General features: G+C 66.5%; 24 protein-coding genes. 4 read left to right on the top strand and 20 right to left on the bottom strand.

Annotated features, from left to right (window positions below; genetic code table 11):
* Positions 1-16: 16 nt before the first annotated feature.
* The 17 genes from GU927_RS03965 to GU927_RS03885 form a co-directional block, all read right to left on the bottom strand.
* Positions 17-928, bottom strand: a complete 912-nt coding sequence (locus GU927_RS03965) for an ABC transporter permease (protein ID WP_161761055.1) — start codon at positions 926-928, stop codon at positions 17-19.
* Complete coding sequence (locus GU927_RS03960) at positions 925-2,004, bottom strand: ABC transporter permease (protein WP_161761054.1); 1,080 nt, start codon at positions 2,002-2,004, stop codon at positions 925-927. Before GU927_RS03960 ends, GU927_RS03965 begins: the two co-directional genes overlap by 4 nt.
* Positions 2,001-3,512, bottom strand: coding sequence for an ABC transporter ATP-binding protein (locus GU927_RS03955; protein ID WP_161761053.1), 1,512 nt, complete (start codon positions 3,510-3,512; stop codon positions 2,001-2,003). Before GU927_RS03955 ends, GU927_RS03960 begins: the two co-directional genes overlap by 4 nt.
* A gap of 9 nt (positions 3,513-3,521) precedes the next feature.
* Entirely contained in the window at positions 3,522-4,616 is a 1,095-nt protein-coding gene (locus tag GU927_RS03950; protein WP_161761052.1) for a BMP family ABC transporter substrate-binding protein, read from the bottom strand.
* 30 nt (positions 4,617-4,646) lie between these two features.
* Positions 4,647-6,017: an amidohydrolase gene (locus tag GU927_RS03945; protein WP_161761051.1), complete on the bottom strand. Its 1,371-nt coding sequence runs from the start codon at positions 6,015-6,017 to the stop codon at positions 4,647-4,649.
* 2 nt (positions 6,018-6,019) lie between these two features.
* Complete coding sequence (locus GU927_RS03940) at positions 6,020-6,667, bottom strand: glutathione S-transferase family protein (RefSeq protein ID WP_161761050.1); 648 nt, start codon at positions 6,665-6,667, stop codon at positions 6,020-6,022.
* Complete coding sequence (locus tag GU927_RS03935; protein WP_161761049.1) at positions 6,664-7,509, bottom strand: aromatic ring-hydroxylating oxygenase subunit alpha; 846 nt, start codon at positions 7,507-7,509, stop codon at positions 6,664-6,666. Before GU927_RS03935 ends, GU927_RS03940 begins: the two co-directional genes overlap by 4 nt.
* A complete protein-coding gene (locus GU927_RS03930; protein WP_161761048.1) occupies positions 7,506-8,129 on the bottom strand; it encodes a Rieske 2Fe-2S domain-containing protein in 624 nt (207 codons plus the stop codon). Before GU927_RS03930 ends, GU927_RS03935 begins: the two co-directional genes overlap by 4 nt.
* A gap of 174 nt (positions 8,130-8,303) precedes the next feature.
* Complete coding sequence (locus GU927_RS03925) at positions 8,304-8,546, bottom strand: acylphosphatase (RefSeq protein WP_161761047.1); 243 nt, start codon at positions 8,544-8,546, stop codon at positions 8,304-8,306.
* 75 nt (positions 8,547-8,621) lie between these two features.
* A complete protein-coding gene (locus GU927_RS03920; protein ID WP_161761046.1) occupies positions 8,622-10,247 on the bottom strand; it encodes an AMP-binding protein in 1,626 nt (541 codons plus the stop codon).
* Positions 10,248-10,305: 58 nt separating this feature from the next.
* A complete protein-coding gene (locus tag GU927_RS03915) occupies positions 10,306-11,754 on the bottom strand; it encodes an APC family permease (protein WP_161761045.1) in 1,449 nt (482 codons plus the stop codon).
* 88 nt (positions 11,755-11,842) lie between these two features.
* Positions 11,843-12,355 (bottom strand): flavin reductase family protein, encoded by a 513-nt coding sequence (locus GU927_RS03910; RefSeq protein ID WP_161761044.1) that lies wholly within the window; start codon positions 12,353-12,355, stop codon positions 11,843-11,845.
* Positions 12,356-12,360: 5 nt separating this feature from the next.
* Positions 12,361-13,701, bottom strand: a complete 1,341-nt coding sequence (locus GU927_RS03905) for a glutamine synthetase family protein (protein ID WP_161761043.1) — start codon at positions 13,699-13,701, stop codon at positions 12,361-12,363.
* Positions 13,698-14,378, bottom strand: a complete 681-nt coding sequence (locus GU927_RS03900; protein ID WP_161761042.1) for a TetR/AcrR family transcriptional regulator — start codon at positions 14,376-14,378, stop codon at positions 13,698-13,700. The genes GU927_RS03905 and GU927_RS03900 overlap by 4 nt, the downstream gene beginning before the upstream one ends.
* A complete protein-coding gene (locus GU927_RS03895; RefSeq protein WP_161761041.1) occupies positions 14,375-15,661 on the bottom strand; it encodes an alpha/beta fold hydrolase in 1,287 nt (428 codons plus the stop codon). Before GU927_RS03895 ends, GU927_RS03900 begins: the two co-directional genes overlap by 4 nt.
* A 1-nt stretch (position 15,662) precedes the next feature.
* A complete protein-coding gene (locus tag GU927_RS03890; protein WP_232489115.1) occupies positions 15,663-17,006 on the bottom strand; it encodes an acyl-CoA dehydrogenase family protein in 1,344 nt (447 codons plus the stop codon).
* The gene (locus GU927_RS03885) at positions 17,006-18,055 is read right to left on the bottom strand and encodes a peptidase M29 (RefSeq protein ID WP_161761040.1); all 1,050 of its coding nucleotides are present in this window, start codon (positions 18,053-18,055) and stop codon (positions 17,006-17,008) included. The genes GU927_RS03890 and GU927_RS03885 overlap by 1 nt, the downstream gene beginning before the upstream one ends.
* Positions 18,056-18,263: 208 nt before the next feature.
* Between GU927_RS03885 and GU927_RS03880 the strand changes: the two genes are divergently transcribed.
* On the top strand, positions 18,264-19,268 hold the full coding sequence (locus tag GU927_RS03880; protein WP_161761039.1) for a LacI family DNA-binding transcriptional regulator: 1,005 nt from the start codon (positions 18,264-18,266) through the stop codon (positions 19,266-19,268).
* Here GU927_RS03880 and GU927_RS03875 read toward each other — a convergent pair.
* The 3 genes from GU927_RS03875 to GU927_RS03865 are packed head-to-tail and all read right to left on the bottom strand — an operon-like array spanning position 19,265 to position 22,451.
* Positions 19,265-20,422, bottom strand: a complete 1,158-nt coding sequence (locus GU927_RS03875) for a Gfo/Idh/MocA family protein (RefSeq protein WP_161761038.1) — start codon at positions 20,420-20,422, stop codon at positions 19,265-19,267. The genes GU927_RS03880 and GU927_RS03875 overlap by 4 nt on opposite strands.
* 12 nt (positions 20,423-20,434) lie before the next feature.
* Positions 20,435-21,325: a sugar phosphate isomerase/epimerase family protein gene (locus tag GU927_RS03870; RefSeq protein ID WP_161761037.1), complete on the bottom strand. Its 891-nt coding sequence runs from the start codon at positions 21,323-21,325 to the stop codon at positions 20,435-20,437.
* A 10-nt stretch (positions 21,326-21,335) separates the two neighbouring features.
* The gene (locus tag GU927_RS03865; RefSeq protein ID WP_161761036.1) at positions 21,336-22,451 is read right to left on the bottom strand and encodes a Gfo/Idh/MocA family protein; all 1,116 of its coding nucleotides are present in this window, start codon (positions 22,449-22,451) and stop codon (positions 21,336-21,338) included.
* Between the two features lie 107 nt (positions 22,452-22,558).
* Here GU927_RS03865 and iolC point away from each other — a divergent pair, with 107 nt between their 5' ends.
* From iolC to GU927_RS03850, 3 genes are read left to right on the top strand one after another with little or no spacing between them, the layout of a single operon-like run.
* A complete protein-coding gene (gene iolC, locus GU927_RS03860) occupies positions 22,559-23,569 on the top strand; it encodes a 5-dehydro-2-deoxygluconokinase (RefSeq protein WP_161761035.1) in 1,011 nt (336 codons plus the stop codon).
* Positions 23,550-24,389 carry a 5-deoxy-glucuronate isomerase gene (locus GU927_RS03855; RefSeq protein WP_161761034.1) on the top strand — a complete coding sequence of 280 codons (840 nt, stop codon included), beginning with the start codon at positions 23,550-23,552 and terminating at the stop codon, positions 24,387-24,389. The genes iolC and GU927_RS03855 overlap by 20 nt, the downstream gene beginning before the upstream one ends.
* Positions 24,386-25,228: a class II fructose-bisphosphate aldolase gene (locus GU927_RS03850; RefSeq protein WP_161761033.1), complete on the top strand. Its 843-nt coding sequence runs from the start codon at positions 24,386-24,388 to the stop codon at positions 25,226-25,228. Before GU927_RS03855 ends, GU927_RS03850 begins: the two co-directional genes overlap by 4 nt.
* Positions 25,229-25,246 lie beyond the last annotated feature (18 nt).

Genomic DNA, 25,246 nt, shown 5'->3' with positions numbered 1-25,246 from the left:
CAGGCCGTCGCGCGCATCAGGGACCGAAGGGTTCCCCCAGCGAGGCGACGCCGTTGACCTTGAGCAGCCGTTTGTTCGAGGTGATGATCCCGAGGACAATGATGGTCACGATATAGGGCAGGCTGGACAGCAGTTGCGACGGTACCGCCCAGCCTTCGGTCTGGGCCACCAGACTGGCCAGAGACACCGCCCCGAAGAGCAGCGCGCCGAAGAAGATGCGCCCCGTCAGCCATGTGCCGAAGACGACCAGCGCCAGCGCGATCCACCCCCGCCCCGCGATCATCCCGTCGGCCCAGAGCGGGGTATAGACGGTCGAGGCATAGGCCCCCGCCAGCCCCGCCATCGCCCCGCCGAAGGCCACCGCGCCATAGCGGATGGCGATGACGCGGTAACCGATGGCGCGGGCGGCCTGCGGGTTTTCCCCCACCGCGCGCAGGATCAGGCCCAGCTTGGAAAAGCGGAACATCCCCCAGATCGCCGCTGTCGCCAGCAGCGACAGCCACACCACGATGTCCTGCACGAAAAGACCGCCCACCACCGGCAGGTCGGCCAGCCCCGGCACGGCCCATTTCGCAAGACCCGTCACCGTCAGGCTTTCATAGGAATTCCCGATCAGCGACGACAGCCCCTGCCCGAGGATGCCCACCGCCAGACCTGCGGCCACCTGATTGGCCCTGACCCCCAGCGCAAGGAACCCGAAGACCAGCGACAGCGCACAGCCCGCCAGCGCCGCAACCGCAAAGGCCGCCGGATGCCCGCCGCCGTGATAGACCACGATGAAGGCCACCACCGCACCCAGCGCCATGATGCCTTCGAGGCCAAGGTTCAGCACCCCCGCCCGTTCCACGACCAACTCGCCCAGTGCCGCCAGAAGGAAAGGCGTCGCCGCCGCCAGCATTCCGGCAAGGATGAAGGACATGCCGCTCATACCCTGCCCCCCTCGACGCTTGCGCCAAAGTCCAGTCGGAACCGCACAAAGGTGACTGCCGCCAGATAACAGACCAGCAGCGTTCCCTGGAACACCCGCACCGCCGCGACCGGCAGGTCAGCCGACACCATCGCGTTGTCCCCGCCGATGTAGAGCGCCGCCATGAAAAGCGACGAGGCCACAATCCCGACCGGATGCAGCCCGCCCAGATAGGCCACGATGATCGCGGCATAGCCATAACCGGTGGAAATCGACCGCTGCAACTGGCCGATCGGCCCCGCCACCTCGGCCGCGCCTGCAAGCCCCGCCGCGAAGCCGCCGATCAGCAGCGAAAGCCAGATCGCCCGCGCCTCGGAAAAGCCCGCATAGGTCGCCGCCTTGGGCGCAAGCCCGCCCACGAGGAACTGATAGCCGCCGAAACTGCGCTGCATATAGGCCCAGGCCAGCAGCGCAGAAAACAGCGCGATCAGCAGCGATACGTTCACCCGCGTGCCGGGCAGAAGGATGGGGATCATCGCGTCATACTGGAACATCACCGATTGCGGGAAATTGAACCCCATCGGATCCTTCCACGGACCCAGCAGCAGGTAGTTCAGCACCTGAATGGCGATCAGGCTCATCATCAGCGTCACGAGGATCTCGTTGGCGTTCAGCCGCACGCGCCAGAAGGCGGGCACCACCGCCCAGAGCGCGCCACCCAGCGCGCCGAGGACCAGCATGGCGGGCCAGATCCACGCCCCCGTCGCCTGCGGGAAATAGACAGGAATGGCAGAGGCGAAAATGGCCCCGAGGATGAACTGCCCCTCGGCCCCGATGTTGAACACCTTGGCGCGGAAGCCGATCGCCAAACCTTGGGCGATCAGCAGAAGCGGTCCCATCTTCAACAGCACTTCCGAAAATCCCGCCCAGCTGGAAAACGGCTCCAGCAGCATTGCATGAAAGACCGCCGCAGGATCCTTGCCCATGGCAAGAAACAGCAACAGATTCAGAACCATCGCCGCCAGCAGGGCCAGCAGCGGTGCCAGAACCGCCATGCGGGTCGACGCTTTCTCCCGCCGGACCAGCCGCAGGGTCATGCCGCCACCCCGTCGGCACCGATCATCAACCGCCCGATCTCTTCCGCGCGGGTCGTGCGCGCATCGAGCGACGCGGACAGATGGCCCTTGTGCATGACCTGAATGCGGTCGCAGACCTCGAACAACTCTTCCAGTTCCTCGGAAATCACCAGCACGGCCACCCCTTCGTTTCGCATTGCCACCAGCCTTTGCCGGATCGCCGCCGCTGCCCCGACGTCGACGCCCCAGGTGGGCTGCGCCACGAAGAGCACCTTCGGGCGCAGCGAAATCTCGCGTCCCATGATGAATTTCTGAAGGTTGCCGCCCGACAATGCGCCCGCCTCTGCCTCGGGGCCCGGGGTGCGGACGTCGAAATCGCGGATGCAGGCAGCGGTGAATTCCGCCTCGCGCACGCGGTCGATGAAACCGCGACGGAGCATCCCCTGACCATGCGCCGTCAGCAGGCTGTTGTCCGACAGCGTCATCTCGGGCACCGCCCCGCGTCCCAGCCGTTCCTCGGGGACAAAGGCGAAGCCCAGCGCCCGCCGCGCGCCGGGGCCCAGATGGCCGACCCCCTGACCAAGCATCCGGACGTCATCCCGCCGCGCCTCGGACAGGCGCACCTCGCCGGAAATCAGTCGCGACAGCTCGGACTGTCCATTGCCGGAAATTCCGGCGATTCCCAGAACTTCACCCGCGCGCAGAGACAGGCTCACCCCCTGCAACGCCACGCCGAAAGGATCATCCGGCGCGTGGTCCAGCCCCGAAAGCTCCAGCCTGACCTCGCCCGGCTCGACCGGATCGGGGTGCAGCGGCGGGGGCATGTCGCGCCCGATCATCATGCGCGCCAGATCATGCGCGTCATGCTCGCGCGGGTCGACATTGCCCGTCACGCGTCCCGCCCGCAGGATCGTCGCGCGGTCGCAAATGGCCTGAATCTCGTCCAGCTTGTGCGAGATGAAGAGGATCGACACCCCGCGATCGCGCAGCCGCCGCAGTGTTTCGAACAGCAACCCCACCGCCTGCGGCGGCAGAACCGATGTCGGTTCGTCCAGAATGAGAAGCTTCGGTTCCGTCATCAGGCAGCGGATGATCTCCACCCTTTGCCGTTCACCGACCGACAGGGCGTGGACCTCGGCGAAGGGGTCCACCTCCAGCCCGAAGTCGCGGCCCAGTTCGCGGATGCGCGCGGCCAGCGTGGCCTTCGTGCCCGCCACGATGAGCGAGATGTTTTCCACCACCGTCAGCGTCTCGAACAGCGAGAAGTGCTGGAACACCATCCCGATGCCCAGACGCCGCGCCTCGCCCGGGGAATGCAGGTGGACGGGGGCGCCGTTCCAGAACACCTCGCCCGCGTCCGGCGCCTCGACCCCGTAGATCAGTTTCATCAGCGTGGATTTGCCCGCGCCGTTCTCGCCCAGGATGGCGTGGATGGAATTGGGGGCCACGTCCAGATCGATGGCCTGATTGGCCTTGACCGGACCATAGCCCTTGGTCATCCCCCGCAGGGACAGAAGCGGCGCGGACATGGGCCGCCCTTACTGCGGCAGCGGCGTCACGACGCCCTTCACGTGCCAGTCCATCGCCACGATCTCGGCATCCCCCATGGATGCGCCTGCGGCCACACCCTCGCTGTCATCGGCCTTGGTGATCGGGCCGGTGAAGGGGGTAAAGCTGCCGTCGGCGATCTTCGCCTCGGTCTCGGTGATCCTGGCCATGATGTCGGCCGGAATGTCGGGCGACCAGTCCACCACCTCGACCACCTGATCGGCCACGCCGAGGAAGGCGTTGGCGCCCACGAAATTGCCCGCCAGATGCGCATCGACGGACGCCTTGAAGAAGGGCGACCAGTCGGTGGCGACGCAGCCGAGGTATCTGGTCGGTGCGTAGGACTTCATCGAGGAGTTGAGGTTGAAGGCGTAGACCCCCGCCTCTTCGCAGGCCGCGATGACCGAGGGCGTGTCCTGCGCGTTCGAGAAGATCACGTCGCAGCCCTGCGCGATCAGGGCCTTGGCAGCCTCTTGCTCCTTGGCGGGGTCGAACCAGGTGTTCACCCAGACGACCGACACTTCCACATCCGGATTGACCGCCTGCGCGCCCAGCGTGAAGGCATTGACCGAAGTGATGAGTTCCGGAATCGCGAAGGCCGAGACGGAGCCGAGCTTGCCCGTCTTGGACAGCGCCGCCGCCGCCATGCCCAGCAGGTAGGTGCCCTGGAAATACTTGGCCGCGAAGGGCGAGAAGTTGGGGGCCACCATGAAGCCCGAGGCGTGCAGCACCGTCACCGACGGGTCGCGCTTGGCAATCTGCATCGCGCCGTTCTGATAGCCGAAGGAGCCCGCGATCAGGACCTTGTTCCCGTCGGCCACCGCCTTGTTCATGATGCGGTCGGCATCGGGGCCTTCGGCGATGTTTTCCAGCAGCGTGATCTTGACCGCATCGCCATAGGCGGCCTTCACCGGGTCAAGCCCCGCCGCCAGCGTATGCGACCAGCCCACATCGCCAAGGGGCGAAGGCAGCACCAGCGCGATGCCCAGCGGTTCCTGCGCGGAGGCCCCGCGCGCGCCGATGGCGGCAGCAACGGCGGCAAGGGCCGATGTCTGCAGGAAGGTCCGTCTTGCGATCATGTTCATATGTCTCTCCTGTTGGTCTGTTATTGTTGGTTAGAAGTCGATCTTTGCCAGCGCCGCCTCGGCCTCGGCGGCCATTTCGGCCTCGTCCAGCCCGGGGAATTCGCCCTTGGCCCAGACGATGCGGCCATTGACCATGGTCAGGTCAACGGGGCTGCCGACGCCCACCTTGGCGATCAGGCTGGCAGGGTCGTGGCGGGTGCCCACGTAATCCATCTTGCGGGTGTCGATAGCGAAAAGGTCTGCCGCCATGCCGGGGGCCAGACGCCCGATGTCGGACCGCCCCAGCAGCGCCGCGCCGCCGGTGGTGGTATAGGCGAGGAAATCCCGCGGGTCGGGCACGGGATGGGCGCGTTTCGACGCGACGAGGCATTGCAGCATGTAGGCCGAATGGATGCAGTGCATCAGGTTGGAATTGTCGTTCGACGCCGCCCCGTCGCAGCCCAGCCCGATGCGCACGCCATACGCGGCCATGGCGGGAATGTCCGTCACCTCTGCCCCCACCAGATAGACGGGTTCGGGGCAATGGGCGACGCCCGTGCCGCTGGCTGCCAACTGGCGCAATTCGGCATCGGTCAGTTCCCAGCAATGGGCGTAAAAGGTATCGGGGCCGCAGAAGCCGATCTTTTCCAGATAGTCGACCGTCCGCATCCCGTGGCGGGCCTTGATGACCTCGCTCTCGCCTTCGCCCACATGGCTGTGCAGGAAGACGCCTTTGTCACGCGCCAGTGCGACGGATTCGGTGAATGTGTCCAGATGGCAGTTCACCGGTTGGCAGGGCGACACCACGACCTGCCCCATGCTGAAGCGGCCCGCATCGTGATAGGTGTCGATCAGGCGCGCGCAATCAGCGATGAATTCATCGGTGGATTCCAGCATCTCGTCCGGGATCGTCGATCCTTGGGATTTCGGCAGGGTGTTCCCGCCGCGTCCCGCATGGAAGCGCAGGCCGATCTTCGCCGCCGCCTGAAACTGCCGGTCGACGATGCGTTTTCCGGCATGGCGGGGGAAGTTATACTGGTGGTCAAAGGCGGTGGTGCAGCCATGCTTGGCCAGTTCCGCCATGGCGGTGAGGGAGGAGTGGTAGAAGCAGTCCTCCGTCAGGCGCGAGAAGATGGGATAGATCAGGTCCAGCCATTCGATGACAGACAGCTTCGTCCAGTCAAGGTTGGCGCGGTTGCGCACGAAGGTCTGGAAGAAGTGGTGATGGGTGTTCACCAGACCGGGATAGAGGAACATGCCACGGGCATCGATCACCTCGGTCCCCTGCGGCGCGGAAAGGCCCGCGCCGATGGCGGTGATGGCCGGGCCCTCCACCAGCAGATCCACGTCGCGCAGCACGCCATCCGCCGCCCCCGCATCGGTGACGACTGCCGCGCAGCCCTTGAACAGGTAACCGGCCATGGTCATGCCTTTGCGGGTTCGGGTTTCAGGTCATGCAGGCGGTGGATGCCCGGCATTTCGACGAAGCCCGGAAGGGCGCGGATGCGGCGGGTCCATAGGCGGATCGCGGGGTAGGCATCCACGCTGATGCCGCCATCGGGGGCGAGCATGGAATGGGGGAAGCAGGCGATGTCGGCCAGCGTCGGGCGGTCGCCCGCGAGGAAGCGCGCGCCAAGGATATCCTGTTCGACCAGCGCCGCCTCGATCTCGCGCAGGCACTGGATGCCGCCAGCGCGGCAGGCGTCTATGTCGGCGGGCTTTTGCAGCATGTCATGGGTGCGCGCCTTGCCGATGCTGGCCGACAGGCGCTGCGCGAAGGCGAGCCATTGCGCCACCCGCGCGCGCATCCGCGCGTCGTCATCGCCCAGCCATTCAGGCCCCGCCTTGGCCGCGACATAGGTCAGGATCGCCGAGGAATCGGTCAGGACCAGACCGTCCTCCTCCATCACCGGAATGGTTCCGGCGGGGTTGATCTTCAGGAACTCCGGCTTGCGGTGTTCGGCGCCGGGGTGGAAATCCACCGCCCGCAGGGTGATCTTGGCCCCCGTCAGCGCGGCAAGGAGCCGGACCTTGTAGCAATCGGGGCTGAGGACGTAGTCGTAAAGGATCATGCCGCCACCAGTTGCGCGCCATAGGTATAGCCCCGCCGCTTGAGCCAGCGGCGATAGGCGACGGAGGTGAGGTCCGCCCGCGTCGGGATCTCCATCCCCGGATCCAGCGGCAGGAGGCGCGGCAGCTGGTTTTCGAGGATGGACCGGTCCTGCAGGAAGATGGTCTGCTGGAAGTGGATGAGGTCGGTCATCGGGGTTTCGTCATCAAACAGCGCCATCCACGGCCAGACCTCGCACAGGTTTTCTTCCAGCGGTTGGACGAAGAGCGTGATGACATCCCATTCGCCGGGGCGTGGAGGGCAGGTCTTGTAGAGGATCGACACGGTCGGCGCGGGCACGCGGTACATGTATTCCGTGGTGATCCCGCCCGCCGCCGATTTGGCGGCCTGCGGCTGGTAGAAATGCACCTTGGTCGCCCAGACCTCGTCCACCTCCTCGCGGATGGCGACGTCGTACTTGCCCACCTCGGTATGCGGTTCGGCGCCAAGGATGTCTGTGTGGACAAAGGGGAAATGCGCGATGTCGAGGAAGTTTTCCACCGCGCGCAGGGGCGAGCATTTCACGCGGACGACGCCCACGTCGACCAGACGGCGGCCGGGCTGGTCGGCCTCGGGGATGTCGAACAGCTCGCGCGAGGGGGTGCCGGGGCAGGCCCAGATGTGGCCATAGCGCAGGCGGGTGGCCATCTCGCGCCCGTCCGCCGCACGGACGCGGGGTCGGCCTTGGGCGGCCCAGTCGACGCGGATGGGTTCGCCCAGAAGGCGCGTGTCGCGGCCTTCGGGGCCAAGCTGGCTGGCCAGCGCCACGGGATACCATTCGTTGCGGATCGCTTCGCTTGTCATGCCGCCATCTCCCCCGCTTCCGCCCGCCGCCGCAGTGCGTCCAGTTCGCGCGACAGGGCGATCCGCTCTGCCGCCCCCGCCGCACCGGTCAGCACATGCAGCGCACAGCGCGCCGGACCGATCGGCTGGACGGCCACCGTGACCTCGACCCCCGCAAGGTGGCCGCGCGCAAGGGTGTCACCCGCCAGACCGGCCAAAGACAGCACCGCCGCCGTGCCCGCCTCGACCGTCAGCGACCGCAGCGGTTGCAGCGCGCCCGGATCGGGCGGGGGCGCCTCGGGTGCAGAGGGGGCAACCCAGATCAGCCCGCCCGCCTCGGCCGCGACATGGACGGCCACGCGGATCGTCTCGGGCGGTTCCAGATCGGGATGGGCAGGGATGCGCAGGCAGTTGCCCGCCGCGCCATAGCTCCAGCCGTGATAGATGCAGGACAAAGCCTCGCCCCGCACGAAACCGTGCGACAGGCGCATCCCGCGATGCGGGCAGCGGTCCGCCCATGCCGCGATCCGTCCCGACGCGCTGCGCCACAGTGCCAGTTCGCGGCCCCCCGCCACCACGGGCAGCACCACAAGCGGCGGCACATCCCGTGACAGCGCGACCGGCGTCCACATGATCGACATCCTGCCTTCCCACCCCATACGGACCCGAAGCTAGAACCGCCACCGCCCCCTTGTCCTGCCCTCGCGGGTCAGGAGCGGGTTTGCGGCACGGAATCGGGTCGCCTGCCCAAATCCTAGACCGGCCTGCCCGATAAAGCATCACAATGTGATCAATGAATTCGGAGGGGTCGGCCCCTAAAGGCTGTTGAGGGGGGCGCGCTCTATCGACTCGACCCAGGCCTCGATCGGGCCCAGCGACACGCCCATCTCCAGCGCGTCGATCAGGTCGGGCGGGCCTTCGACCCGCAACTCCACCAGCGCCTCGCCGCTCTGGCCCAGTTCGCCCGTCAGGCCAAGCTTGCCCATGTGCCGACGGACCCAGGGAAGGAAGGTCGCGGCGCCAAGATCGCCCCGGATGATGAACCGTTCCGCCGCCAAGACTACCCCCCGCCACCGTGCCCGCCGTCGCCCAGCATGGACCGAAGCGGCGGCAGGCGGAAGTCCCGTCCCGTGTCAGGTCCGCAGGCGGAACCGCTGGATCTTGCCCGTCTGCGTCTTGGGCAGGGCCTCGGTGAAGACCACGCGGCGGGGATACTTGTAGGGGGCAATGACCTTTTTCACATGATCCTGCAACAGCTTGACCATCAGCGCGTCGCCCGTCTGCCCTGCGGCCAGAACCACATGCGCCTCGACGATCTGGCCGCGATCCTCGTCCGGGGTGCCCACCACGGCACATTCCAGCACTGCGGGATGGGACAGGAGCGCCGCCTCCACCTCGGGCCCCGCGATGTTGTAGCCTGAAGAGATGATCATGTCGTCCGAGCGGGCGGCAAAGTGGAAGCGCCCCTCCTCGTCCTGCCAGAAGCTGTCGCCGGTCAGGTTCCAGCCGTCGCGGACATATTTCGTCTGCCGGTCATCTGCCATGTAACGGCAGCCGGTGGGGCCGCGCACCGCCAGCCGCCCGACCTCGCCCCGCGGCAGTTCCTCCATATCCTCGCCCACGATGCGCGCCTCGTATCCCGTGACGGGGCGGCCGGTGCAGGCGGGGTGGTGGTCGTCGAAGCGGTTGGTGATGAAGATGTGCAGCATCTCGGTCGCGCCGATGCCATCGAGCATGGGCTTGCCGGTCCTGGCCATCCATTCCTCGTAGACCGGAGCGGGCAGGGTTTCGCCCGCGCTGACGGCGGCGCGCAGCGACGACAGGTCGGCGCCCTCTTCCATCGCCTTGAGCATGACGCGATAGGCGGTCGGCGCGGTGAAGCAGACGGTCGCGCGGTGCTCCTCGATGATCTGCACCATGTTCGGCGGGCTGGCCTGTTCCAGAAGCGCCGCCGCCGCACCGAAGCGCAGGGGGAATATGGCAAGCCCGCCAAGGCCGAAGGTGAAGGCCAAGGGCGGAGAGCCCACGAAGACATCCTCGGGCGTCACCCCCAGCACCTCGCGCGCGTAGCCGTCCGCAATGATAAGCAGGTCGCGGTGGAAATGCATCGTGGCCTTGGGCTCGCCCGTGGTGCCGCTGGTGAAGCCCAGAAGCGCCACGTCATCGCGGCCCGTGGGTGGCGGGGTGAATTTCACGGGCTTCTTCAGGGCGATGCGGTCCAGTTCTGCGTCATGGTTCGCCGTGCCGTCAAAGCCCACGACCGTTTTCAGGAAGGCGGATCCCTTCTGGCAGGCGACCAGTTCCTCCATCAGGCGGGTGTCGCAGAGGGCGTGGGTGATCTGCGCCTTGTCGACGATCTTTCCCAACTCGCCCGCGCGCAGCATGGGCATGGTGTTGACCACCACCGCCCCCGCCTTGGTCGCGGCCAGCCAGCAGGCCACCATCGCGGGGTTGTTGGCCGACCGGATCAGCACACGGTTGCCGGGTTTCACCCCGTAATCCTCGACCAGCGCATGGGCGATGCGGTTGGACCAGTCGGTCATCTCCTTGTAAGTGCGCGACCGGCCATTGCCGATCAGCGCCACATGATCGCCGAAGCCGCGCTCGACCATACGGTCGGACAGTTCCACCCCCGCGTTCAGCCAGTCGGGATAGTCGAAACCCTCCACCCGCAAATCGGGCCATTGGCCGGCAGGCGGCAGGTTGTCACGCGCGAAACTGTCGACATGGCCCGTCGGGCCGAGCGATGCGTTGGACATCGGATCTTCCTCTCTCGGGCAGACAGGGGCGCGCGCAAGGCGCGCACCCCCTTTTGCGTCAGGCGCGGTTCTCGCCCATACGGGCAAAGCCGGCGGGATCAGCCTTTTCCAGTCGCATCGCCGCGATCCATCCGATCACCGCCGCCAGCGGGATGAGGCCGGGAAGGATCCAGCTCAGCCCGCCGCCCGCCGTCCCGGTCAGGTCACCGAAATTGGCGAAGATATAGACGAAGAGCGCCGCCATGATCAGTCCCGACAGGGCCGGAAGGATCACCGTCGCGATCGCCGACCCGCCGCCCTGACGGCGGAAGAACATGATCACGGCCAGCGAGGTCACCGTCATCATCCCCAAAACGCCCAGCGTGCCGATCTGGCTGATCCATGTGAACATATTCAGCACCGGATCGAGGCCGAGACCGGCAAAAACCGCCAGCACCGCCAGCGCACCCACCGTCTGCACGACAGACCCGACATGCGGGCTGGAATGTGCGTCATGGGTGCGCCCGAAGGCGGCAGGAAGCAGCCCCTCGCGCCCTGCCACATAGGAATAGCGCGCGATGTAGTTGTGAAAAGCCGACAGCGCGGCGAACAGGCTGGAGACCAGCAGGATGCCCGCGATCGGCGGAACGGGGCCGCCCACATACATGTCGGCCAGCATGAAGAAATATTCCGTCGGATCGGCCAGCCCGCCGATGGTGGGCAAAAGGTTCTCTGCCCCCACACCGGCGATCATCAGCCATGTAGTGAAGACGAAGAACAGCCCGATCATCAGCACCGACAGATAGGTCGCGCGCGGAATGGTCTTTTCGGGATCCCGCGCCTCTTCGGCATAGATCGTCGTCGCCTCGAAGCCGATGAAGGACCCCAGACAGAACAGGATCGCCGCGGTGAGCGACCCCGAGAAGATCGCGCCCGTGTCGAACAGGTTGACCGAAAGCCCCCCCGCATCGACCGCCCCGCCCTGGGCAAGGATGGCGAAGTCGACGACCAGCACGATCAGATATTCCAGCGCCACCAGAACGATCAGCACCTTGGCCGACAGGTCCACTTGCCGGTAGCCCAGGATGCCGACAAGGGCGATGGCGATCAGGCTCCACCCCCACCACGGCAGGTTGATGCCGAAACTGCCGAAGACCCCGGCGGCGATGCCGCCCAGAAGCCCGATCAGGCCGAATTGCATGGCGTTGTATGCGGCCAGCGCGGTAAAGGCCGTGGCCCCCGCCCAGCGCCCGCCAAGGCCGCGCGCGGCATAGGCATAGAAGGCGCCCGCGTTCTTCACATGTCGCGACATGGCCACGTAACCGGCCGCAAAGGCCAGCATGACCAGCGTCATGAACAGGAAGGTCGCCGGAACCCCCGTTCCGTTCCCGAGAAGGAAGGCGATGGGCACTGCGCCCGCCACCCCTGTCAGCGGGGCCGCCGCCGAAATCACCATGAAGGTGACCGCGATCAACCCCAGCGAGTTCCGGCGAAGCTGGTTCGCCCCGTCCCCCGTTTCATTCGTCATCCACTCACTCCTTGTTGGTTGCAGGCACCGGTCTTGCGCCGGTTGCCCCCGTTTTCCCCCGGCCTCTCCGTGCCGGTGGGTATCCCGTTCAGACCTTGGCAGCGGGCAGGTGCACCGCCCGTCGATAGGCCCGTTGACCGTATAGCAGCGCCGCCGGGCTCTCTGACAAACGGACAGACATGACACGGCCGACGATGATGTGATGCGTCTCCCACAAAAGCGCGGTCGCCAGACGGCATTCGAACACAGCCGTAGCCCCTGACAGCAGCGGCTGGCCCAGAGGCCCCGCTTCCCAGTCCGTCCGATCAAAGCGCAGCGCGTGGTCACCACCGGCGCGTCCCGCGAAAAGGTCGGAAACCGCCTGCTGATCCTCGGCCAGCAGATTGGCGCAGAAGGCGCGGTTTCTCAGGATGGCCGCAGCCGCAGGACTTTGATGATGGATGCAGGCCAGCAGCGACGGCCCCTCTCCATCCGCCGAGACAGAGGTCAGCGACGAGATCGTGACCCCCGCCCGTCCACCCTCGCCATCGGTCGTGGCGACCGCGACAAAGGTGGCCGCGCGGCTCATGCCTTCCAGAAAGCGGGCGCGCAGGTCATCCATGCCCGTCATCCCAGATCGAAGAAGCGTTCGAGTTCGACATCCGGCACCTTGCGCCGGAATTCGTCATACTGCCCCTCGCGCGTGGCGGTGAAGGCCTCGACAAAGCGCGGACCCAGCCAGTCCTTGGCAAAATCGGACCCGCGCAGGCGGTCGATCGCCTCGGGCATGGACCGCGCGAAATCGCGGGGCGGGGTCTGGGCATAGCCCGAGCCTATGGTTTCGGGATCGGGTTCGACCTGTTCCATGATGCCCGCCACGCCCGCCGCAATGGTGGCGGCGGTGGTGAGGTAGGGGTTGGTATCCGCCCCCGGCAGGCGGTTTTCCACCCGCAGGCTGCCCGCGTCATGGCCCACGATGCGGAAGCAGGTCGTGCGGTTCTCGTATCCCCATGTCAGACCGGGCGGCGCAAAGGTGCCCGGCGCAAAGCGGCGGTAGCTGTTCACCGTGGGCTGGAAGACCAACGTCATGTCGCCGATGTATTTCTGCAACCCGCCAAGGAAGTGCAGGAAGGTCCGGCTGACCCCGTTCTTTCCGGCGGGATCGTGGAACAGCGGCTTTCCAGCCTTGTCCTTCAGGCTGACATGCAGGTGGATCGACTGGCTGTCGGCCTGTTCGTTCCAGCGCGGCATGAAGGTGACGGACCGCCCCTGCCGCAAGGCCAGCGCGCGGATGAAGTTCTTGAGCAGCACCAGCTGGTCCGCAGGCTCCAGCCCCTCGCCCGCGCCGATGCAGGCCTCCATGAAGCCCGCGCCGATCTCCTCGTGCATCTTGGCAAGGTCGATGCGCAGGGGTTCGCACATGGCCGCAATCGCCTCGTACCATTCGGTCTGCACGGCCTGATAGATCGTCAGGTCATGGCTGGCATGCTGTGTGGCGGGTTTGAGATTGCGGTATCCTTTGGCCCGCGCGCTTTCGGGGCTTTCGTCGAAGAGCGTGTATTCCAGTTCCATCCCGTATTTCGGAACGAACCCCGCCTCCCCCGCTCGCGCCAGCACGGATTTCAGGATGGAACGGGGGCACATCTTGGCAGACTCGCCCGTGAAATTCGACAGCACCAGCAGGTCATGCCCCGGCTTCGACCACGGCAGGCGGCGGACCGTGGCGGGGTCCACCTGCAAGGGGTCGTCGTGGAAATCGCCCGTCTCGTCATTCACCCCCGGGATGGTCAGCAGAACATCCGTGGGGTCCAGCGACAGTTGCGCGGGCGCCATGCCCATGCCGTTCTTGGCGATCCCCTTCAGGCTGTTCACCGACACCATCTGCCCGCGCAGCAGGCCGTTCGTGTCGGCCATCGCCACGGTGGCAAATCGGCTGGCGGGATCGGCAATGTACTCTTCCAGTTTCATGGTTCTGTCCCTGTCATTCGGACGCTTGCAAGCGTCTCTAGCTTTTTCAGATCGGTGGCCGGATCGGTAGAATAGGCCCGCAGGAACACCCGCAGGCCGTTCAGGATGTATCGCGCCAGTTCATCCCGCGACGGCATGGCATCAGGTTGATAGAGCGCCTGCGTCCGCGGTGCCGACAGGATCAGACCCCAGAAATCCTGCGCCGCCAGTTCCGCATCGTCGAATGCCAGCCGCCCCTCATCACGCTGCGCCGTCATATAGGCCATGATGCCGGCCAAAAGACGATCCGGCCCGCTGGCCTGATAGGCGCGCCCGATCTCGGGGAAGCGCTGGACCTCTCCGATGATCAGCCGCGCGAGAGAGAGCATGTCGGGGCTCATCACCACATCGGCGTAATCCCATGCGAAGGCGTGCAGGTCATGCACCATGCCCTGCGGCGAGGGATGGTCGAACACATCCATCATCCGGTCACGCAGGCCCGCCATCATCGCCTGGAACAGCGCATCCTTGCTGTCGAAATACTGGTAGAGCGTGGGTTTCGACAGCCCCGCCGCCGCCGCCACGGCATCCATCGTGGTGCCAGAATAGCCTGCCCCGGCAAAGACCCGCAGCGCGCCGTCAAGAATGCGCCGCGTCCGCTCCATGCGGTTGAGTTCACGGCGCGAGGGGGCGTTCATGCCGGCAGCCCCTGCAGGAAGTCGGTGAGGTGACAGGAATAGGTGTCGGGCCGTTCCACGTTGCAGACATGGCCCGCGCCCGCGATCACCTCGAAGCGCACATCGGGGCGGCGGGCACTGTCCCAGATGCGGCCCGCGACGCCCCGTATCTCGGTCGGCGGGGCCAGACGGTCATGCTCGCCCGTTATCATCAGGACGGGCATGGTCAGGCGGGAAAAGTCGAACCGCTCGCGCGGATTGGTGAAGCAGACCAGCGCGTCGCGATAGGTCGCCGCCGGAATGGCCGACATGGAGGCAAGGAGGTCTGCCCTGACCGCTTCCGATGCATCTGGCCCCGCAAGCACCTTGACCACGGCGGGGGCGAAATCCGCCGGAACCTGCCCCGCGTTCAGCGGCACCTCGCGGCTGACGCGGAACGCCTCGCGTTCTTCCGGCCCTGCCTCGGACATGCCGGTGCAGCCGCCGGACAGGACCAGCCCGTCCAGCAAATCGGGATGGCGCATGGCAAAGGAGGTGGCGATCCACGACCCGTAGGACAGGCCCGCAAGGACCAGTCGTTTCGCCCCCAGCACCTCCATCACCCGCAGGATATCGGCGCAATAATCGTCGACCATGGATTGGCGGGGGCCGAGCGTGCTGTCGCCATACCCCCGCAGGTCCATCGCGGCGGCGCGGATATGGTGCCCCGCTGCACCGAGTTGCGCGCGCCAGTTCACCCGCCCGCCGCCGATCCCGTGCAGGAACAGGCACAGCCGCACGTCCCCGCGGTCGGGCGTCACATCCAGCGCAAGGCGCGGCAGGTCGTCGAAAACGACCCGCTCCACCGCCACCGGCGCGGGCAAGGGGGCCGCATCCTGTGGCGCGCGGGCCAGCCCGCCCAGCGCGTCGATGCCCGCGCGGAACACCGCCGCCGTCCCGTCGCAGATCGGCGCCAGACGCGCCACGGGCGCGCTGACCTGCGCGGTCCAGGTCACCACGCTGCCGCCCTGCTCGGACGGGGATACGGTTACGCGGGCATCATAGGCCTCGCAGCCCGCGATCCCCTCCAGATGGGTATAGGCCAGCACGCGGTCGCTGTCCGACAGATAGGTCCGCTGCTCGCGATAGACCGTCACCTCGCCTGCCACCGTAAAGGCGCGGATCAGGCTGCCCCGCGCGTCGCGTTCCGCCTGCATCGTGGCGATCCACGGATGCCACGGCGCGCAGAAGTCGCGCAGCACGGCCCAGACCGCCGCCGGATCGGCGGCGAGGTGGCCGTGGACATGGACGCTGTCCTTCGGCACCTCAGCGCAGCCCCTTGAGCGACCCCGCATCCCCGCGCCAGAGCGAGTTGCGCGCGCCCCCCTCGTCGCCGGGGGCATCGTCGATCTCGTCCATGTCGTAAAGCGTCAGGATGGACAGGTAATCTTCCATGATCTCCGACGTATAGGGCAGCATCAGCGCGCCGCAGCGGCTGTCGCGATACATCCGCTCCAGCGGCAACGACCGCAGCATGGATTGCCCGCCGCAGGTGCGGATGGCCATGCTGGTCATTTCGGCCGCGCCTTCCATCACGTTGTACTGCGCGGCATACATGCGCATCACCTCGGCCTTGGTCGGGAACCCCTTCGCTTCGGAAAATGCCTGCCACCAGAGCGCGCGCATGTTGGCCAGACGGGCATACATCTTGCCCACCGCGATACGCTTGGTCGCATACATACGCCGGTCGATGGGCGGCTGACCGGGGACCTGACCCTTCAGATAGGCCACGGTAAAATCGAAGGCCCCCTGCGCCACACCCATATAGGTGGGCGACAGCGTCGCCATCATATGCGGCCAGTTGGGCAGGGTCTTGCCAAAGATGCCACGCGGCATCAGCAGATCATCGGCGGTGACGAAGACATCCTTCAGGATCAGGTCGCGGCTGTTCGTCCCGCGCATCCCCAGCGGGTCCCACTCGCCCTTGACCGACAACCCCGGCGCGTCCTTGTGGACGACGAAGAGCATCGTGTCCTCATGCCGCGGCTCCACGCCTTCGAACACCTCGGTGCAGACGATGGTGTAGTAATCGCAATAGCCCGCAAGCGAGGCGAATTTCTTGAACCCGTTGATCTTCCAGCCGCCTTCGACCGCACGGCACTGGGTCTGGTTCGGCTTCGACGTCCAGTTCTGCCCGCCTTCGGAAATGGGCTGCGAATAGATCGCCCGCTCCGCCACCGCGCGCCGGAACTGCCGTTCGCGCATCGGGGCGAAGGCGGCCTTCTCCTCGACCGTCAGGTTGGGCATGTCATACATGAAGCGCGACCATGCCATGGATGAATTGTGCATGTTGAAGGTCAGCGCGGTCGCCCCGCAATACTTGGCGATTTCGGCCCCGACCATGGCATATTCCCACATGGAAAAGCCCATCCCGCCATATTCCTCGGGGATGCACAGCGTCAGGAACCCTTCCGCCGCCAGATCGCGGTAATTCTCGACCGGAAAGGACGCCTCGTCATCCACCGCCTTGGCCCGCGCGGCAAAGGTTGCGCCCAGCGCGTTCACCTTTTCCAGCATCGCCAGAACCTCGGGGCGGATGCGCGACAGGTCGTAATAGTCGCCGGGATGGCTCATCGGCATGGCGGCGGCGATGGGGCGCTGTTCGGTCATCAGGCAAGCTCTCCCTGCAAAACGCCGTCGCGCACGACGACGCGCCCGTCCAGGGCGATGGTGCAATTCCTCATCGGAAGGTCGAAATGGCCGAGCGTGTAGCGCCCCGCATACTGGTTCGCGCCGGTGGACCAAAGGAAGGATCCCGCAATCGCGCGGAACTCCACCGCCTGCATGTCGCGCTTGTCGTACATCGTAGCCGACACCCATTTCGCGCCGTGGTTCATCCCCCAGCCGACATGGGACATGCCAAAGGCGTTCCGGTCCTCCCAGGCCTCCATGTATTCGCGCAGGTGCAGTGCATCGATGCCGTCGCCGCCGATCTGCGTGACGAAGTCGTTCTCGATGGTGAAGTCGACACGGCTGGTCAGAAAGGTCTTGAACGTCAGGTTCATGTCGCCCACGTCCATGACGATCCGGCCGTTCACCGCATCCTTGCCGGGAAAGGCCAGACAGAGCCCCCCCGGCCAATGCGCCACCGCCCCCGGCGTGGTGCCGAAACCCGCCGTCCCGCCGCAGGGCGCGCCGCGCAGGTCCACCGTCAGGTCAGTGCCGGCCTTCGACGTCACCCGCATCTCGGACGCCTCGCGCAGCATCTGGATGCCCAGTTGCAGCTTGATGTTGTCCTCGGCCTTCGGCTCTGTCCGTTCAAGGATTTCGGGGTGTTCGTTGGTGATGACGAGCAGGCGCGTTCGCCCCGCCTCCTCGATTTCCGGCCATTCGGGGGCGTGGATGATCCCCTCGACCGTGCAATCCACGATCACCTCGACCAGTTTCAGCGCCTCGACCACTGCGCGGTTGCCGGCGATGGCCCAACTGGTGCCGGTGGATTTCACCGGAACGGGCGCGCTTTGCGGCGGGGTGGGCATCTGGATCATGCAGAACTCGGCGCCAAGGTCATAAGCTGCCAGTTCCGACAGATGTACCAGAACGGGGCGAGACTGCGTTTCCGACAGGATCGCCACCCGCGTCCCCTGCCCGATCCCGTTCAAGGCAAAGACACGCCGGAAAGCGGCAAGCCATTTGCCCTCGATGCGTTCCTGAAGCATCGGACCATCCCTGATATACGATTCGCCGTGATGCGAAATTCTTAACTCTTGGGTTAAGATTTTACGGGGCCATCCGTTCTGTCAACGAAAATTTCGAACTCAAAATTCCTGTCCGCCCCGCAGCCCCCGCTTCCACGCTGCCGGACAGCAAGGTTTTTCCTTTCGGCTCCGCCATGTATAGTCACGGCGGAAAAGGTTGGATGGGTCGATGGCGATAACCCTGAAAGAGGTGGCCGCGCGCGCGGGCGTGTCGCGTTCGGCGGTGTCGCGCACCTTTACCGACGGTGCCTCGGTGTCGGCCAAGACCCGCGCCAAGGTGGAAAAGGCCGCGCGGGAACTGGGCTATGCGCCGAACGCGCTTGCCTCCAGCCTGACGACGGGGCGCACAAAGCTCGTCGGTCTGATCATCAACAACTTCCGCAATCCCCTGATCCTTGAAGTCTGCGACCTCTTCACCCGCGGGCTTCAGGATCGCGGCCTGCGTCCGCTTCTCGTCAATCTCAGCGGTGCAACGGACCCCGCTGCCTCGGTGCGGATGCTGCGCCAGTACTCGGTCGACGGCGTGATCGTCGCGTCATCGACCTTGCAACCCGACTTCGCCGCTGCCTTCCAACGGGCGGGCCTTCCGGTCGTCCATGCCTTCGGGCGCGGCAGCCCACGGCCGGATGTCCATGTCGTCGGCATAGACAACATCGCCTGCGGGCGGATCGCGGCCAGCGAACTCTTGCGACGGGGATATCGCAGGCTGGGCTTTCTGGGCGGGCCGGAAAGCGCAAGCTCGACACAGGACCGCGCCGCAGGCTTCCTCTCGGCCCTTGCCGACGCGCCCGACGCCACCGCGACCGCCAGTTATGCAGCCGCCTACACGCATGACGCAGGCCGCGCCGAAATGGCCCGCCTGCTGCGCGCCGCACCGGCCGAGGCCTATTTCTGCGGCGACGACCTGCTCGCCGTCGGCGCGCTGGACGCTATCCGCGCGGCGGGGCTGTCCGTGCCACGCGACATAGGCCTGATCGGACTGAACGGGATGGAGATGTCGGGCTGGGACATGATCGGCCTCACGACGATCCGCCAGCCCTTGGCGCAGATCATCGACGCCGCCATCGATCTCGTGACAGCCGCGATCGACGATCCTGCCCGCCCCCCCGAAATCCGCCTCTTCCCCTGCGAGGTGGTGGAGCGCGCAACCCTGCGCGCCCCCGCAACTCCCTAGCGGAACATCGGCGGGCGCGCATCCAGCCAGACGCCCTGCGCCTTGCCGCTGGCCGCAACCGCATGGACCGCCGCCATCGACCGCAGCCCGTCCTCGGCACGGGGGAACAGATCCGCCGCCGGATCGGGTGTCCGCCCCGCCTTCCGCGCCGCAATCACTTCGGCCAGATCCTTGTAGATATTGGCAAAAGCCAGCGGCATCCCCTCGGCATGGCCAATGGTCACGCGGCTGCTGCGGTCCGCCTCGGGCGACAGTCCCGCCTCGCCGCGTTCGATCACCTGCAACCGCTCGCCCAGCGGCATCCAGTAAAGCTGGTTCGGCTGCTCCTGCGCCCAGCGCAGCCCGCCCTTCTCGCCAAAGACCTGCAAGGTCAGCCCGTGCTGCCGCCCGATGGCAATCGAGGATGTCCACAGCCGCCCCGCCGCGCCACCGTCAAAGCGCAGGTTCACCTGCGCGTCATCCTCCAGCACCCGCGACGGCAGACAGGACACCGTATCGGCCGCCAGACGCTCGACCTGTTGGCCGATCACGAAACTGGCCATGTGCAGCGCATGGATGCCGCAATCGGCAAACTGCGCGGAGATTCCGGCCTGCGCCGGATCATAGCGCCAGCGCACACGCGGATTGTCCGCATCCGCCGCATCGGCATGATGGCCATGGGCAAATTCCGCCACCACCATCCGAACGCGACCCAGATCACCGCGCGCCACCATCGCCCGCATGTGCCGCACCAGCGAATAACCGGTATATCCGTAATTCACCGCGCATATCCGCCCTGTCTCGCGCGCCAGCGCGACGATCTCCTCGCCTTCTTCCACGGTCATGGTCATGGGCTTTTCGCACAGCACATGGAATCCTTCCTTCAGGAAGGCGCGCGTGATCTCGAAATGCGTGGCGTTGGGCGTGGCCACCGTCACCAGATCAACGCGGTCCGCGCGTGCGCGCTCGCCCTCCAGCATCTCGCGCCAGTCGCCATAGGACCGGTCCGCCGCCAGCCCCAGCCGCCGCCCGTAGTCGCGCCCCGCCTCGGGCCGGTGATCCAGCGCGCCCGCTACGAAGTCGAACAACCCGTCCACTCGCGCGCCCAGCCGGTGGGCCGGCCCGATCTGGCTGCCCTCCCCGCCGCCGATCATCCCCCAGTTCAACACAGCCATGCCATTCCCCTCTCAGAATCCGATCGACCGCAGATAGGCGCGGTTTACCGCCGCATCGCCCGCAGGGTCCACATCCAACGTCGGGTCGCAATCCTGCTCCACCGTGCACCAGCCATCGAACCCGGCCTCCAGCAGAATCCGCCGTACCGCCGGAAAATCCACATCCCCCGTGCCCAGATTGCAGAAGATGCCCTGACCGCAGGCCTCGTAGAACCCCGTGCCGCGGGCGATCACATCTGCCTTCACCTTGGGATCGATATCCTTGAAATGCATATAGCTGACCCGCCCGACGTGACGGCGCAGGAAGGCCACGGGATCGAAGCCTGCATAGGAATGGTGCCCCGTGTCGAAACAGATCTTCAGCAGACGGTCGTCCACCTCGTCCAGCAACCGCTCGAGCTCGGGCTCGAAATCGATGAAGCCCGCCGCATGGGCATGGATGCCCACGGTCAGCCCGAACTCTTCCACCCCGAGCCGCGCCACCTGCACGATCCGGTCGCGGAAGGCCGTCCATTCCGCGCGGTCCATCTGCTCGGCCGCATCGGCCCGCCCTGCCGTCGGCGCACGGCGGGGCGAGATGGAATCGATCAGCACCAGATGCTGCGCCCCGTGTGCCGCCAGCGCGCGGCAGGTCCGCCATGCCGCATCCCGCACGTCATCCCATGCCGCCGGATCGTGGAAGGGACGGAACACAACCCCGCCGATCAGTTCCAGCCCGTTCTCCTCCAGCGCATCGAAGAGTATGGCTGGGTCCTCGGGCATATAGCCGATGGGTCCCAGCTCGATGCCCGTATACCCCGCCGCCGCGCAATCGCGCAGCACCTGCCGCCACGGCGGGTTGCGCGGGTCACCCGCAAACTCCACGCCCCACGAACAGGGCGCATTGCCGATCCTGATGCCCATTCTCCGCCCCCTATGCCCTGACCACGTCCTGCCAACGTCCCGTATCCTGCGACCGCCATGCCGCCTCGATCACCTCGGACACGGCCAGCCCGTCGCGGAAGGTCGGCCAGACCGGCTGCCCCGTCGCGACGGCCTGCAGGAAATCCCGCGCCTCGATGATGATCTGGTCCTGATACCCCGTCCCGTGCCCGGGCCCGAGGCAGAAATTCACGTAATCCGGATGCGACGGCCCCGTCAGGATGCGGGTATACCCCCGCCCCGCCTCGGGCCCTTCGGCGCGATAGAGCCAGACCGAATTCTGGTCTTCCTGATCGAAGCGTATCCCGCCCTTGGTCCCGAAGATCTCGTAGGCGTAGCCCATCTTCCGCCCGGTCGCGATGCGGCTGACATAAAGATGGCCCATCACCCCCGAGGCAAAGCGCAGCATCAGTTGCGCCTGATCGTCATTGTCCACCACGACCCGCCCCGCCGGTCCGGGACGCGAGACATGGACCGTCTCGATGCGCGCCGACACCTCGGCGACCGGCCCCATGAGCGCCAGCGTCAGGTTCACGATATGCGGGGCAAGATCACCCATCGCCCCGTTGGCCCGTCCGCTGGTCCGCCATGTCGCGGGCAAGTCCGGATCGGCCAGAAAATCCTCGGCATGTTCGCCACGGAACAACGTCACCTCGCCGATCGCGCCTTCGGCCAGCAACTGACGCACGAACCGCGTCGCAGGTGTGCGGACATAGTTGAAGCCGATCATATTGGGCAGCCCCGACGCCTCGGCGGCGGCGACCATCGCCTTCCCGTCCGCCAGCGATGCCCCCAGCGGCTTTTCGCAGAACACGGGCTTTCCCGCGGCAAAGGCCGCCTCGGCGATCTCGCGGTGGGTCCACTGTGGCGAGGCGATGACCACCGCCCCGACCCGCGCATCCGCAACCAGTTCGCGCCAGTCCGCCGCGGCGCGCGCAAATCCGTAGGCCCGCCGGTATGTCTCGGCCGAAGCAGGGGTCGATGCCGCCACCATCTCCAGCCGTGGCCGCAAGGCCGTGCCGAAGACTGCGCCGACGGCGGAATAGGCCACGGCATGGGCCTTGCCCATATAGCCGCCGCCGACCAGACCAATACCGATTTCCGTCACGGCCGCCCTCCCGAAGCACCGGTATTGCAACCGGTTGCAAAAAATGTATCCTCACCCGACACCCCGCGCAAGCCCGTTGCGCGGTCCACAAGACGGGGGCACAGGCCATGCCGGACCTTTCACGACTGTCGGGCGGCTCCTTCCTCGTGCTCGGCCGCGCCGGAATGGACCTTTACGCCGACCCGCCCGGCACCCGCAGCCACGAGGCGACGCGCTTCACCACGGCGCTTGGCGGTTCTTCGGCCAATATAGCGGTGGCGCTCGTCCGTCAGGGCGCCCGCGCCGCCCTCGTCACCTGTGTCTCGGACGATGCCATCGGCCGCTTCGTGCTGGACCAGCTCGACCGGTACGGCATAGACCGTCGCCACGTCCGCATCACGCGCGACGAGACGCGCACCTCGCTCGCGCTGGTGGAAACGCGGATCGAGGACCACCAGTCCGTCATCTACCGCAACGCGGCCGCCGATTTCGCCATGTCGGTCGCGGATGTCGAAGCGGTGGATTACGCGGCCTACTCCGCCCTTGTGGCAACGGGCACGGTCCTTGCCGCCGAACCCTCGCGCGGGGCGACCGTCCGCGCCTTCGACCTTGCCCGTGCCGCAGGATTGCCGCTGGTCCTCGATATCGACTACCGCCCCTATTCCTGGCCCTCTGCCGCCGTCGCCTCGCAGTGCTACACCCGCGCCGCCGCCCTGTGTGACGTGATCGTCGGCAATGATGTCGAGTTCGGCTTTCTGGCAGGCGACCCCGCCCGCGGACTGGATGCCGCCCGCCGCCTCGTGCAGCAAGGCGCGCGGCTCGTGATCTACAAGATGGGCGAAGACGGGGCGATCACCCTGACGCCCGAAGGCGAATTCGCCACCGGCATCTTCCCCACTGCCGCGCTCAAACCGACGGGCGCGGGTGACAGCTTCCTCGGCTGCCTTCTCGCCGCCCTCATGCGCGGACTCCCCCTGCACGAAGCCGTGCTGCGCGGATCGGCGGCCGCAGCGATGGTGGTGGCCCGCGTCGGCTGCGCCCCCGCCATGCCCGACCGCGCCGAGCTTGACCATTTCCTCGCCACCCATCCCGGCCCGACTTCGCCGCGAAAGGACGCCGATGCACATTCCGCCCCATGACAACGCGAACCGCCCCATCGTGGACCGCGACGACGCGCTCGTCCCGCTCGTCTATTTCAACCGTATCCGGCTGAAGGCCGGAGAGCATTTCGATTACCGTGTCGCCGGCTATGAAACCTGCATCGTGCCCGCGACCGGCACGGTCACGGTTGAAACCGGCAACGACACCTTCGCGGCCATCGGCAACCGCGGCGTCGACGTCTGGGACGGAGAACCCGAGGGCGTCTACATCCCCACCGACACCCCCGCCCGCATCACGGCGCTGACCGACACCGAAACCTTCATCGCCGGTGCCCGCTTTGCCGAAACCCTGCGCCCCTTCGCGGTCCGCGCCGCCGACCTCGATCTCGTGCAATACGGTTCGGACGACACCAAGACACACCGCAAGATCAAGCACATTCTCGGCACGAAGTACCACGACCGCGTCGGCCGCCTGCTCGTCTCGGAGCTTTTCACCGTCGGCACCGGCGGCTGGTCCGGTTTTCCCAGCCACAAGCACGACACCGACCGCCTGCCCGACGAGACGCGCCATGACGAATGCTACAACTTCCGCTTCCGCCCCGACACCGGATCGGGATTGCAGATGCTGCAACGCACGGAAATCGATCCGGGCGATGCCTATCATGTCATGAACGGCTCCACCGTGCTGATCGACCGCGGCTACCATCCCTGCTGCGTCCTGCCGGGATACGAGATGTATTATTTCACGATCCTTGGCGGCCTGTCGCAACGCAGCCTCAAGCAGCATTTCCAACCCGCCCATGCCGCACAGGTCCATACCATCCCCGGCATCCTCGACATGGTGGCCAAGTTCAAATGACCCTCGCCACGCTCGCCTCGGTCCTGCAGCCCGCCCTTGCGGGCGGCTATGCCGTACCGGGCTTCGTCTGTCTGGGGTGGGAGGATGCGCGCGCCTTCACCCTTGCCGCACAGGCCGAACGCGCCCCTGTGATCCTTCAGGCCGGACCCGGCGCGCGCGCCCACATGCCCTTGCCGCTCTGGGCCGCCCTGTTCCGCCAGCTTGCCGCCAGCGTGGATGTGCCGGTCGTCGCCCATCTCGACCATGGCCTCACCCTCGAGGAATGCCGCGCCGCGATCGGAGAGGGCTTCTCATCGGTGATGTTCGACGGCTCGCGCCTGCAGCTGGATGCCAACATCGCCGCCACCGCCGAGGTCGCGGCACTGGCCCGTCGCGCGGGCATCTCCTGCGAGGGCGAGATCGGCCTTGTCGGCTATTCCGGCGGTGCGGCCTCGACCGGCACCGATCCTGCCGAAGCCGCCCGCTTCGCCACAGAAACGGGCGTGGATGCCATGGCCATCTCGGTTGGCAACCTGCATCTGCAGACCGGCCCTTCGGACGGGATCGACCTGCCCCGCCTGCGCGCCATCGAAGCCGCAAGCCGTCTTCCCCTTGTCATCCATGGCGGCTCGGGCGTGCCACCGGCCCAGCGCAGGCAACTCTCGGCCAGTTCGCATGTGTGCAAGTTCAACATCGGCACGGAAATCCGCCAGATCTTCGGCGCTGCCCTGCGACAGACGCTGGCTGTCCACCCGGACCGCTTCGACCGGATCGAAATCCTGCGCGACACCGAACAGCCGGTCACGACCGCCGCCCGCGCCATCCTCGCCAACCTCGGGGCCTCGGGCCGCGCCCCCTGACCCGACACGCCGCCCCCC

The sequence above is a fragment of the Paragemmobacter amnigenus genome (assembly GCF_009908265.2).
Lineage (GTDB): Bacteria > Pseudomonadota > Alphaproteobacteria > Rhodobacterales > Rhodobacteraceae > Paragemmobacter > Paragemmobacter amnigenus.
This window is presented reverse-complemented; position numbering and strand designations above follow the sequence as displayed.